General features: G+C 65.9%; 13 protein-coding genes. 6 read left to right on the top strand and 7 right to left on the bottom strand.

Annotated features, from left to right (window positions below; all coding sequences use genetic code 11):
* Positions 1 to 375: 375 nt before the first annotated feature.
* From AKJ09_RS26885 to AKJ09_RS26875, 3 genes are all read right to left on the bottom strand, one after another.
* A complete protein-coding gene (locus tag AKJ09_RS26885) occupies positions 376 to 2,058 on the bottom strand; it encodes an O-antigen ligase family protein (protein ID WP_146650581.1) in 1,683 nt (560 codons plus the stop codon).
* An 85-nt stretch (positions 2,059 to 2,143) separates the two neighbouring features.
* A complete protein-coding gene (locus AKJ09_RS26880; RefSeq protein WP_146650580.1) occupies positions 2,144 to 3,427 on the bottom strand; it encodes an SGNH/GDSL hydrolase family protein in 1,284 nt (427 codons plus the stop codon).
* Between the two features lie 49 nt (positions 3,428 to 3,476).
* A complete protein-coding gene (locus tag AKJ09_RS26875; RefSeq protein ID WP_169927889.1) occupies positions 3,477 to 4,649 on the bottom strand; it encodes an SGNH/GDSL hydrolase family protein in 1,173 nt (390 codons plus the stop codon).
* Positions 4,650 to 4,921: 272 nt separating this feature from the next.
* Between AKJ09_RS26875 and AKJ09_RS26870 the strand changes: the two genes are divergently transcribed.
* The 4 genes from AKJ09_RS26870 (at position 4,922) to AKJ09_RS26855 (ending at position 7,512) form a co-directional block, all read left to right on the top strand.
* A complete protein-coding gene (locus tag AKJ09_RS26870) occupies positions 4,922 to 5,509 on the top strand; it encodes a hypothetical protein (RefSeq protein ID WP_146650578.1) in 588 nt (195 codons plus the stop codon).
* 41 nt (positions 5,510 to 5,550) lie between these two features.
* On the top strand, positions 5,551 to 6,696 hold the full coding sequence (locus tag AKJ09_RS26865) for a cellulase family glycosylhydrolase (protein WP_146650577.1): 1,146 nt from the start codon (positions 5,551 to 5,553) through the stop codon (positions 6,694 to 6,696).
* Positions 6,697 to 6,717: 21 nt separating this feature from the next.
* Positions 6,718 to 6,936: a hypothetical protein gene (locus AKJ09_RS26860; RefSeq protein ID WP_146650576.1), complete on the top strand. Its 219-nt coding sequence runs from the start codon at positions 6,718 to 6,720 to the stop codon at positions 6,934 to 6,936.
* A gap of 168 nt (positions 6,937 to 7,104) precedes the next feature.
* On the top strand, positions 7,105 to 7,512 hold the full coding sequence (locus AKJ09_RS26855; protein WP_146650575.1) for a hypothetical protein: 408 nt from the start codon (positions 7,105 to 7,107) through the stop codon (positions 7,510 to 7,512).
* 39 nt (positions 7,513 to 7,551) lie between these two features.
* Here the strand turns inward: AKJ09_RS26855 and AKJ09_RS26850 are convergent, their stop codons facing one another.
* Positions 7,552 to 7,746, bottom strand: coding sequence for a hypothetical protein (locus AKJ09_RS26850; RefSeq protein WP_146650574.1), 195 nt, complete (start codon positions 7,744 to 7,746; stop codon positions 7,552 to 7,554).
* Between the two features lie 211 nt (positions 7,747 to 7,957).
* On the opposite strand from AKJ09_RS26850, the gene AKJ09_RS26845 reads away from it, so the two are divergent.
* Positions 7,958 to 8,800, top strand: a complete 843-nt coding sequence (locus AKJ09_RS26845; protein ID WP_146650573.1) for a metallophosphoesterase — start codon at positions 7,958 to 7,960, stop codon at positions 8,798 to 8,800.
* A 13-nt stretch (positions 8,801 to 8,813) separates the two neighbouring features.
* Here AKJ09_RS26845 and AKJ09_RS26840 read toward each other — a convergent pair whose 3' ends face one another.
* Positions 8,814 to 9,368: a DUF420 domain-containing protein gene (locus tag AKJ09_RS26840; RefSeq protein ID WP_146650572.1), complete on the bottom strand. Its 555-nt coding sequence runs from the start codon at positions 9,366 to 9,368 to the stop codon at positions 8,814 to 8,816.
* A gap of 81 nt (positions 9,369 to 9,449) precedes the next feature.
* Positions 9,450 to 10,370 (bottom strand): AraC family transcriptional regulator, encoded by a 921-nt coding sequence (locus AKJ09_RS26835; RefSeq protein WP_146650571.1) that lies wholly within the window; start codon positions 10,368 to 10,370, stop codon positions 9,450 to 9,452.
* 110 nt (positions 10,371 to 10,480) lie between these two features.
* Here AKJ09_RS26835 and AKJ09_RS26830 point away from each other — a divergent pair, with 110 nt between their 5' ends.
* Entirely contained in the window at positions 10,481 to 11,407 is a 927-nt protein-coding gene (locus tag AKJ09_RS26830) for an NmrA/HSCARG family protein (RefSeq protein ID WP_146650570.1), read from the top strand.
* A 200-nt stretch (positions 11,408 to 11,607) separates the two neighbouring features.
* On the opposite strand, the gene AKJ09_RS26825 is transcribed toward AKJ09_RS26830, so the two are convergent.
* Complete coding sequence (locus AKJ09_RS26825; RefSeq protein WP_146650569.1) at positions 11,608 to 11,964, bottom strand: 2Fe-2S iron-sulfur cluster-binding protein; 357 nt, start codon at positions 11,962 to 11,964, stop codon at positions 11,608 to 11,610.
* Positions 11,965 to 11,967 lie beyond the last annotated feature (3 nt).

Genomic DNA, 11,967 nt, shown 5'->3' with positions numbered 1-11,967 from the left:
CGTGACTACGCCGTTTGGGTGACGCGCCCGCGTCAGGGACGCTTCGTTAAGCGCGGCGGCAGTGCGGAACGTCGATTTCGGGCCCATGTGGCCCGCCCTGGTGCGCGTTTGCCGGCGCTTGCCGCGTGGCCGGCCGGCGCAGGGCCTCACCGACGCCCTGCTTTTCCCGAGAATCCAGCGTGACTGCGCAAGAATTGACCATGCCCCGGGTCGCAGGGAGAGGCGGTCGCGGCGAGTCGCTCGCCCCGCTCGGCCGCCCCCGCGCACGCTCAACGGGGCGGTTCGACCCCCTCGCGCTTGCCGCTTGCCGCTTGCCGCTCCTACCCTGGCCCCCTCCCCCCATTCGGGGCCGGTTTGCCCTTGGGGAGCCTCAGCTCAAGCAGTTCTTGCCGCAAGCCGGGTCGCGATGGCGAAGCCGACGCCAAAGGTCAGCAGCGTCATGTAGCTGCTGAAGCCCTGGTCGCCCCAGATCTGGACGATGCAAATCACGACGATGGCGAGGGCGCTCAAGGCAGCGCTTCGTTCGAGTGCGGTCGCAGCTCCGCGGTAGCCGCGTAGCGCGAGCGTTCCGGCGAGCGGATAAAGGAACCACAGCAGCGCGAAGCCGCCCACGCCCGCAAGCGACCAGATCCACAGCACACCGTTGTGAGCGATGTAACGGTAGTTCTTGAAGAGGTCGCCGAGGTCGACCGGAGGATTGTTCGGCGAGTAGTCGTACTCGTGACCGAAGCCCTTCGGAATGAGCGGCGTCTGGCTGAGCGTGTAGATGAGGTTCTCGTTCTCGACGTCGCGCGACTGGCTCGACGTGTCCTTCTGGTCCATGACCGACGTGACGAGCTTCGCCGGTTTGAGCAGCGGTGAGGACGAGTTGATCTCGGAGCCGATGAGCACGTAGCCCGCAAGCAGGGGCACGAGCACCGCGAGCGCGATCGTCACGCGGCGCTTTCTCTTGCTCGGCTTGAGCGCGAGATACATGACCAGCGGCGCGGTACCGAGGCTGACGAACGCAAGACGCCGGTTGTTGAGGACGATGCCGAGAAGAATGATCGCGCCGAGACCGATCGCGCGCAGCGTCACCTTGGAATTGCGTTGCTCGAGCGCGTGGCTGAGTAGGATCATCAGCGCGGTCACGAAGAGCACGCTGTCCGAGTGGTTCGTGCACCACTCCGGCTTGCCGGGCATCGCGGTGATGCCGGCCGGCATGCAAACGCCGAAGTAGACGTAGGCGACGAGCAGGCTGCGAGCGACGGCGGCGGCGACGAACGCCGTTCCGACCGAGGCAAGGTCGTCCGGGATGCGCAGCGCGTAGAGGAAGAGCAGTGCCACGAGTGGCAGCTGCATCAGGTGGATGGTCTGACGGAACGCCGGCTCGATCGCACCACCGCGCAAGATGCCGATGACCGCGAGCCCCACGAGGGCGCCGAGGAACGTGTAGAGCGCCTGCCGCGCGAACCTGGGCGGCGGCGTGTAGTTCTCGGCCTTCTTCCCGGTGATCGCTCGATAAAGCAGGAACCCCGTCACCAGGGTGAACGTCGAGAGCGATGCGCCGGGGATGCCGGCGAACTCCTTTAGCGTGCCGTACCAGGCCACCGCCGACGGCCACATGACGGTGTCCCAGTAACCGCCGCCGTCGGCCACGCCCATCTCTTTGAACATCGACTCGCTGAACGCTTCGATGAACAGCGAGAGCACGAGATAGATGCGGAGGCTCTTCCACACGCGGAAGCGGGACATCGCCCACCAGAGGAGCGGTCCCCAAATGACGATGAGCACGCTGTCGAGGCGAAACGAGTTCGCCCACATGCCGGGCGCGCCCCACGACGGGCGCGAGACCACCGCGGCCATGAGCGACGCCACGAAGACGCCGGCGATGATCTGCAGCGTAGGCTTGAAGAAGTCGTCCGCGAGAACGCGACGATCGAGCTCCTCGTCGGCCGGACGGGCACCGAAGGCGCCGTATTTTGCTGCGACCTTCTGCAGGAGGGCGTTTTGCGCAGCGTTCGGCGCGGGCGGCGGCGGGAACGACGACGCGCCCGGGGTGCGGGGTCGATTGTTCACGACCGTCGCCCTTCGTGCTGCTCGTAACCTCGGTTTCGCGCCTTGCGCGCCTGCTGCGTGTTCGTACTCATCGAGTCGCTGACGTTCACCAGCATGTCTTCGACCGAATGGCTCCTACGAGCTGTTCGGCCATGATGCGGTGGACCTCCTGATTCGGATGGTAGTCGCAACCGAGGCCGTAGCGGGTGCCTTGTTCGACGAACTCGATACGGTACACCTTCGTGTCCCCGGCCGCATTCAGCTCGTCGGCTACGCTTCCGAAGGTGTCCCGCATCTCCGATCGGGCGTTGTCCAGCGGGAATTTGTCGGTGAGCATCGGCGAAACCCCGAGAAAAATGTGCGCGTCGGGCCGGCGCGCCCGGACGGATTTCACGAAGTCGAGGTAACCGGCCCGGAAGCGCGGCAGATCGATGCCGTCCGCGACGGTGTCCGCATCGACGTCGCGGGTGAAGTCGTTCGTTCCGAGGTTGATGAGGACGACCTGTGGCTGGGCGTCCTTGGTGAAGTCCCACTTGGCCCCCTCGGGATCGCCGCAGATGGTCCGCTCGTAGTACTGCGGCATCGTCGTTCGCGGCTCTTGCTCTTCCTTGGGCTCGCGGTAGTTGAGCACGACGCCTTTACCCGAGTAGCAGAGCGTCACGACGTCCGCAGAGAGCTCGCGACCCGCAATCGATCCGTACGCGCGGTACACGTTCTCGGTGACCGGGACGCGCACGTTCGGGCGAACCTCGACGTCGAACGGGCATGTAGCGTTCGGCCCCATCATGCCGTACCCGCACGTGATCGAGTCGCCGATGATCTCGATCCGACGCGCATTGACGGTCGGGGGCAGGAGCTGGCCACCTGGGCCGAAGTCGAAGCCCGCCCACTGCGAGACGCCCTTCTGGGGCTCGGTGTTCCTCATGACGACGACCTCGTGCTCACCCGGCGGGAGGTTCGTCGCGATCGGGTAGCGGGTTTGGCCGGGCGACACCATGAAGTCCACCAAGTCCTGGCCGTCAACGACGCCCTCGAACATGAACGAGGTGTCCATGTTGTCCGGCACGTTGATGTTGATCGCCACCTCGGTGCCGGTGAAACGCGCGCTCACGTAGCTGCCCGACCAGTCGAGTTTCGGCCCGGCCGCGTCACTCATGTCGTAGCGACCGACGTACTTGATCGCGGGAGGCCCGTCGCTCACGATGGCTCGCGCCGCCGGCACGATCACCTCGCAGTCCGCGGACACGCCGGTCACGCCCCCGTTGTCGAGCGGCGCGTTCTTGTCATTCAGCTTGATGACGCACGCGGGTGAGGCGAGCAGCAAGACGGCCGACGTGGCCAAGAGCGAACCGGCCGTGCGCACGAGCGACATCGAGCGGCCACGAAGCATCGGGCCTGCCAAGCGCGTGCTTGCATCGGGAGCTCTTGCGGAGCGCGTCTCAGCGATCGAGCTGCGCGCGCAAACTCGGTTCGAGTCGCGCCGCCATGCGGCGATGACTCTCTGCGTTCGGATGGCTGTCGCAACCGACGTTCGGCCCCTGCGGCTCGAGATCGACGAACTCGATGCGCGTCTCGCCCTCGGCACGCCTTCGTTCGACCACGCGCTGCAGGCTCTTGCGCGAGAGCTCAGAGGCGGTGCCGGGACCGGACGGCGTCATCTGATCTTCGAGCATCGGGCTCGACACGACGAACACGAAGGCCCGCGGATGCACTTCGCGCACGCGATGGAGGAAGCGCACGTAGGTGTCCTCGAACGCGCGGATCTCGAGCGGACGGCCACCGCCTCCGAACCAATCGTTCGTGCCGAGATTCACGATGACCGCGTCGGCAGGGGAGCCGAACTTCCACGTGCTCGTCGGCTCCGTCGGCAGCGTCCGCTCGAAGAGCTCCGGCATCGTGTCCTCGGTGGTGCCGTCGAAGTTCCGAAGCATGCCTTTGCCCGACCACGCCACGATGGTCACGTCGGCATCGAGGGCCTGCCCGAGGAGCGCGCCGTAAGTGATGCTCGCGCGCTCGGTCGCGAACGAGAACCGGCACTGCGCGTTGGCTCCGAGAATGCCGTAGCCCGCGGAGATCGAGTCCCCCACGACCTCGAGGCGGTGTCGACGCGGAGGGACGGGGAGAAAACGACCGCCCTCGGGCAGCTCGACCGCGAGGAGCGCGTCGATGCCGGCGAAGGCCTCGGCCTCGCGGGTCAGCGCAATTTCGTGTGGCGTGGAGGGGTCGAGACCGTGCGCCAGCTCGTAGCGCGCCTCACCCGGGTTCACGGCAAGGGCGGCCTTCGGCCGATCGTCGACGCGGATCGCATAGGCAAGCTCAGGCGGGTTGAACCCGTAGCCGGGCGACGCGACCTTCAGGCGCACGGCGATCGACGACGCCCCCTCGAAACGAACGCGGATCGTCGATCCCGACCAGGCAAACCGGGCGGAGTCCCCGAGATCGAATCGCCCAACGTAGGCGATCTCCTTGGGAAGCGAAGACTTCTGGCCCTCCGCGGCTGGCTCGCGACCGCAGCCTCGACTGCCACACGCGCACAGCGCGGCGAGCAGAAACGGCGCGAAAACGCCCCAAACTCGACGCAGACACACCATTCGGCGGACGGATTCTCGCATGGCACGCACGTTGGTTGCTTGGCGCTTCGCTCGGGCCGTTCCATGCGACGGCCCTGCACCCCCGCGCGGGCGCATCTCCGCCGGTCCCGCTCGATCGGGCGGTGGGTTCGGGGGGCCGAACGGCGAGCGCGACGGAAAAACGCGGATTTCGACCTTCAGACCGGTAGGACGTTATGGCTATACTCCCACCTGATGACGGAGCCCTTTCCGAGGTCGACGAGGATGCGAGCGAGTCGCAGTCGTCGCCATCGCCATCGAAGCGAGGCGACGTCTTGACGAAGCGCCCGAACGATACCCTCGCGTACGGCGCGCCGGCAGCGTCGCCGCCGGCGATCCCTTCCCCCATGGGAGCCCCGATGGAAGCGCACGCCCCGATGGGTGACCTCGACGGCGGCGAGGGCATGCCCTCGCTCATGGCCGGCTCGAACACGCTCGACCCGGTCTGGCAGCGTCTCTGGCTTCGCTGCCAGCAGCATGACTGGCAGTCGCTCGCGTTCATCGGTTCGAGCAAGCGCGATCCCGACGGTGTTCTCGAAATTGCTCATGGCATGGCGCGTCTCGCGAGCGAGCTGGGTCAGGAGCTCACGGTCTTCGACGCGCGCAACCTCGGCCTGAAGGACATGGGCCGGATGCTCGCGCAGATCCAGAGCATCACCAGCCGCGGCAAGCGCTGCATCGTGGTCTTGCGCCTCGTGACCGAGAACGCGACGACCGTGCCGATGGCCCAGAATGTCGATGCAGCGCTTCTCGGCGTCTTCATCGGTGAGACCAGCGTGGTCGCCGCGGGTCGAACGATCGACGAGGTCGGTCGCGCGAAGTTCCTCGGCTCGGTCGTTCTCAACGCGTCGTTCGGCAAGTAGCGAACGGCCGCGTCACGCCCAACGCCCAACGCCCAACGCGAATGATCTCCGGTTTGGCCGCGTGCCGAGGCCGTGCGGCGCTCGTGGCGCTCACGATCGCAGCCTGGGGCGTGACCTCGGGCGCTGCGTGCGGCAGGCCGCCGTCGTCGCCTGCCCTGCCCGAGCCGGCTCCGTCGCCCCCACCTGCACCGGTCGAGGAGACTCCGCCCGTCGTCGGACCGATCACGGGTTGGCTACGGACCGAGGGCAATCACATCGTGCTGCCTGACGGGAAGCGTTTCCACGGACGCGGCGCGAACCTGCACGACACGCGCTCGTGTGACTCGTGCTCGTGGGAGAAGCCTCACGTCGAGGAGGTCCTTCGTCGGATCGACGTCCTCGTCGACGACTGGCACGCGAACTTCGTGCGCGTCCTGCTCGAGAGCTACGCCGACAAGGGGCCCGGCGACGGCCGCGCGCACTATCGGAACGTCCTCGAAGACGCCGATTACTTCCACGACGTGATGCGAATCGTCGGACACGTCGGCAAGAAGAAGGGCGTCTATGTCTTGCTCTCGCTCTGGCACGAGCCGAGCTTCGCACCGCTCGGCTGGCCGTCCGAGCGCACGCAACAAGTTTGGAAGAAGCTCGCCTCCGCGCTGCGCGACATGCCCTTCGTGATGTTCGGCCTCGTCAACGAGCCCGAGCGCAACGACGACGGCAAGCTCGACGGCGAAGTCTGGAAGGCCATGAACGACACGGTCGCGGCGATCCGAAGCGTCGAGCGCCCCGACAAGCGCCACATCGTCGCGGTCCAGGGAACGCGCGAATGGGGGCGCGTGCTCGACTACTACATGGACCATCCGATCACCGCGGGCGACGGCGTCAACATCGCCTACGAGACGCACATCTACGATCGGCCGGCGCGCTTCGACGCCCTCGTGAAACGGCCGGCCTCGAAGCTCCCCATCTTCATCGGCGAGGTCGGCCCCGTGGACGACGACAGCGCCAAGATGCTCCCCGACGACATCGTGAAGCTCTGGGACCTCGCCGAGAGCCTCGAGGTACCCTGGATGGCATACACGTTCCACACGAATTGCCCGCCGAATCTGCTGCTCGAGCTCAAAGACACCTGCGGCGTGGGCGCGTCGCTCGAGCCGAGCCCCTGGGGCCGCATGGTCAAGCAGCGCTTGGCCAAGGCCTGGTGATACACTCCCCGAAGGCTCGCGATGCAGAAGGCGCTCCTCATCAGCATTCTCGGCGTGACGATCCTCATCCCGCTCGTTTCCGCGCGCGGAGGATCCCTGAAGTCGGCCGTCCGCCGAAGCTTCATCGCGACGGGTGTATTCTGCACGCTCTACTGGCTCGGCCTCTTGTTCGTGTACCCGAACCTCACGAAGTCCCAGCCCGGCGGCACCACCCAGTCGACCTCGGGCACCTCCCCCTGACGCGCCCCTGATTCGAGCCGGCGTGTCTCGCGTGCACGCCGTGGCACTCTGTGACGACACTCGTCGCCTCGTCGCCTGGCGACCGTTCGCGATAACGCCGAATCGCGTGCTCGTTCGAACGGCACGTCGCTTGCGCGCTCTGGATCGGTTCCAACCTGGAGGTGTGCCATGTTGGGAGAGAAGATCGGAGAGTACTCGGGCAAGATCACGTCCATGCGTGTGCTTGCCGGAGAGCCGGGTCTACCGTCCTACGAAGCCTCGATGGTCGGTTCGGGCAAGCTCTTGGGCGTCGACGGACACGATCAAGGTACCTACACCGCGATCATGACCTCGGCGGGCTTCTTCAAGGGCGAAGGCCGAGGCGTATTCATGAGCAAGGACGGCGACGTCATCACCTGGGAAGGCTACGGCCGTGGCAGGAGGACCGGCCCCGCCGGTGGAATGAGCTGGCGCGGCTGCACCTTCTACTCGACGACGTCTTCGAAGTTGTCGCGTTTGAACGGCATGGCTTGCGCGTTCGAATTCGAGACGGAGGAAGGCGGCGGGATCCGAGCGTCGCTCTTCGAGTGGAGGTAACGAAAACCGTACGCGGACGAGCGTTCGACACCGTCGCGATCAGTTGATACGCCGCTTCTGACGAAGCGAAGCAACGACCCGATCGTGAGCATCGGCGAGCGCCCTCCAACCATCGATCATCTTCGTTCCGACCGCGCCCTCCCCAACGAGCTGTGACGCGGCGGAACGGAGCTGCTCGACCTCGGCCTCCGTGAGAACGGGCCGATCCTTTTGGTTCGCCTGGTATTGGGTCATCCGATCACCCAAGCTTCCTTGTCCGCGGCGGCAACGTTCTGGCACGGCGCGGACGTCTCTTCCGAGGAGCTACACGACGCCGCAAGGGGCCCGGCCCCGAGCAAGGCGAGCGAAAGAAACGGCGCGACGCTCGAACCAAGTAGCCTCATCGGCGCTATGGTCCCCCCCAAGAGGGCTGGAATTGGTAGAGCGCCGCAGCCGTTCAGGTGGGATGTCGATCCGTCCATCGGCGATCGCAAAGGCCCTGGTCGTACTGGTGGCGATGGGACTCGCAGCATGGGCCTTTCTCGTCGAGCCCGCACGACTGGTCGTCGATCGCGTCGACCTCGCGATCCCGCATTGGCGAGCCGAACACGCGGGGCTTCGCGTGGCGCTCCTCTCGGATCTGCACGTCGGCTCGCCTCACTGGCAGCTCGAGGACCTGAAAGAGCTCGTCCGTAAAACCAACGCGGAGCACCCCGACCTCGTCTTGCTCGCGGGCGACTACGTCATCGACGGGGTAAAGTTCGGCACACGCACGTCCCCCGAACCGATCGCCCACGAGCTCGCTGAGCTGCGCGCCCCGCTCGGCGTCATCGCCGTCCTCGGAAACCACGATTGGTGGAACGACGGCGTTCGCGTCCGTCATGCACTCGAGTCGAACGGCATCGTGGTGCTGGAGAACGAGGTTCGTCGCATCGAGAAGAACGGCAAGTCCTTCTACATCGTGGGCCTCGCCGACGCGGTCACGCGCGAGCAGCAGATCCGTCCGACGCTCGATGCGGTCCCAGCAGGCGAACCGATGATCGTGCTTGTCCACGAACCGGACGTCTTTCCGAGCATCGACGCGCGTGCATCCATCACGCTCGCCGGCCATACCCACGGGGGGCAGGTGAAGCTGCCCTTCATCGGCCGAGCCGTGGTCCCCTCCGACTATGGCGAGCGTTTCGCGGCGGGTCACGTCGTCGAAGAAGGACGCCACCTCTTCGTGACCACCGGCGTGGGCACGAGCATCTTTCCGGTGCGCTTCGGCGTTCCGCCGGAAATCGCTCTGCTCACGCTTCGGCCCGAGTGAGCCGGGCGAGTCTTCAGCCGTACGCGCTGCGAAGCATCAAGAAGACGAGCACGCCCGTCACCGACACGTAGAGCCAGATCGGGAAGAGGAACTTCGTGATCTTCTTGTGCGTGTCGAAGCGGCGCCGGAAGGCGAAATAGAACGCCGCGAGGCAGAGCGGCACGACCGGGATCGACAAGATCACGTGGCTCGCGAGCATGAGCAGATACGCCACGCGCACACCGCCCGTGCCCGGGTACTTCGTGTCGCCGTGCACGTAGTGGTAGGCGAGGTAGCCGACCAGGAAGAACGTGCTCGATGCGAACGCTCCGAGCATCAGCTTCTGGTGCGTCGACACCTGCTTGTTCTTGATCGCCCGCACGGCGAGCACCAAAAGGATGGCCGCCAAACCGTTGAACGAGGCATTCACGGCCGGCATGAACGCGAGGCTCGAGGGATCGCCCGACCCACGGCGCAGGAGCAGCAGGTACGCGAGGATCGCGAGCGCAACCACGGACACGACGCCGTTCACGATCCAGAACGGACGGTCGCCGCGGCTAGAGACGGCAGAAGCAGTGGTCGGGGCCATCGGCGCCTACATAGAGCCTCTGCCCTTCCGCGCCAAGTCGGGCGTCGCCCGAAAGAACGCGCTCGAGCTTGGCACGAACAACTATCCGCTTCGGCCGCGTGCGTGACGACGATGTTCGCTTGGTGTCTTGCCGAACCAACGCCGGAAGGCTTTCACGAAAGCGCTGCTCGTCTCGTACCCGACGGCGCTCGCCGCGTCGTCCGTCGAGACGTTACCCGTCGCCAGCATCTCTGCCGCGACGTGCATGCGGTGGCGTACGAGGTATGTCATCGGTGCGAGCCCGATCACCGACGTGAAGCGCGCGGCGAAGGACGAGCGTGACATGGCGGCGGCACGTGCGAGCTCCTCGACGGTCCAGCGCGCAGCAGGGCGCTCGTGCAGGAGGCGCAGCGCGACGCCGATGCCGGGCTCGTCGAGCGCACGGAGCCAGCCGCCGGTCGCGTTCGACGATGCGTAACTCTGGAGCGTGTCGAGGAAGAGCGCGTCGATCAGGTGCGCGGCAACGAGCGGGTCGACTCGTGCACCATGCACATCAGAGGTGATGAGCTCGAACGTCGATCTCCTCCAGTCGGCCGTCACCTCGTCTCGTGCCTTGACGACCAGCACGTCCGGCAGACTCGTCTGAAGGAGATCAGCGGTTCGTTCGTCGAGGGAGAAGGATGCCGCCCCAAGCGTGGCCTCCGTACCGTCGCCGCCGAAGCGATGGAGTCCGCCGCATGGCCTGTCGCCGCGTTTTGCGTAGAGCTCGGCAGCAGCGACGGTGCGCATCGACGAGGGATCGTTCAGTGCATGCGAGAGGCCGCGGCGCAGCAACGCGAGATCGCCAGGAACGAGCGTGAAGCGGTCGCTTGCCGTCGTGAGCACGCAGGATCCGCGCGTCACCGCATAAAGCTGGGTGCCGACGGTTTCGCCGTGGACGCCCCACGGCGCCGCGACCTCCAGTCGGCTGTAAATCGGCGCTCGAACGCGCCCCCCTGCGAGTCCTTGCGTCACCGTGCTCACGGGATTGTGTCGTCTCCTTTCTGGACGATCGGACCAAACGCTCGGACTCCGCCATGCGGCAATGGCCGAGATCTTCCTTCTACGATGAGGCGCTCACTACGGAGGATTCGATGAATCGTGGTTGGATATTCGTCACCGGAGCGACCGGCAACCAAGGTCGAGAGGTCGTGACGCGGCTCTGCGCCATCGGCTACGGCGTGCGGGCTCTCACGCGAAATCGCGAGAGCTCTGCCGCTCAGACACTTCTCGGCGCAGGGATGGAGCTCGTCGAGGGCAGCATGGAAGACGCTCCTTTCCTGCAGCAAGCGATGCGGGGCATTCACGGCGTCGTCAGCATCCAGACCGCCGAGGGATATCCCGGAACACCTCCGGGCTACGGCCCCCAGGACGAGATTCGACTCGGCACGAACGTCGCCGAAGCTGCCGCGCGCGCGGGCGTCTCGCATTTCGTCTATCTGAGCGTCGGAGGCGCCGAGCGTAAGACGGGAATTCGTAATTGGGACAGCAAGTGGATCATCGAAGAGCGCATTCGCGCGCTCTCGCTCCCCGCGACGATTCTCCGCCCCGTGTCCTTCATGGAAAACTTCACGGGCACGAGGCTCGGGATACAGACCGGCAAGCTCGCCACCGTCCTTCGTCCCGACACGCGCGAGCAGCTCATCGCCCTTCGTGACGTCGCCGTCTTCGTCGGGCTCGCGTTCGACCAACCCGAGCGATTCATGAACGTCGCCCTGGAGATCGCAGGAGACGCGCTGACCGGACCAGAGGTCGTCGCGGCACTGAGCCGTGCGAGCGGCCGCGATATTCGCTACGAGCACGTGGGGCTCGACACCTTCGCGCCTGCGCTCGACGCGCCTGCGTCCGACCACGCGCGGACGGAGAGCTTCATGAACGCCGTGCGCTGGTTCAACGACGAAGGCTATCGGGCCGACATCCCCGCGCTGCGTGCGATCCATCCCGAGCTGATGACGTTCGAGAGATGGCTCGCACGACACGGCCTCGCAAAGTTCGAGGCCCTCTTTCCAAGCACTCCGTAGTCCTGGCCTACGAGGCGTGGGTGAGCTCGAAACCGGAGGTCTCGAGGGCGACCGGAGAACCTCGTCAAAGTCCGAAGACAAGCAAGGCCTCGAGAGTGATGCCGCCCGTCTCCTCTCGTGCGCAAGCACGAGGCCGAACGGCGCCGGGGGGGAGGCTCGAAACCGGAGGTTTCGAGGGGGACCGGGACGGTCCCCACGAGTCAGCTAGCGCGTTTTGTGTACTTGCCGCGGTGCTCGGGGTGCTCGTTTTCGAAGGCTTCGAGGCTCTCGCGCGTGATCTCGACCTCGATCTCGCCGTCTTTGAGGATCTTCGACTGACAGCCGAGACGCGACGAGTTCCGCACGTCGAAGGCCTTGTCGAGGATGTCTTCCTCTTCCTCTTCCTTGTCGCTGAGGAGCTCGGCGCCCTTCGTCACGTAGACGTGGCACGTCGAGCAGGCGCAGACGCCGCCACAGGCGTAGCCCTCGGGCGCGTCGACCTTCTGAGCAGCCTCGAGGATGCTCGACCCCACCGGAACTTCGACGTCTGCGTAGCCTTTGAAGCGAACGATGGCCATGGT

The sequence above is a fragment of the Labilithrix luteola genome (assembly GCF_001263205.1).
Taxonomy (GTDB): Bacteria; Myxococcota_A; Polyangia; order Polyangiales; family Polyangiaceae; genus Labilithrix; species Labilithrix luteola.
Note: the sequence above shows the minus strand (reverse complement) of the source record. Positions and strands in the feature narration are given on the sequence as shown.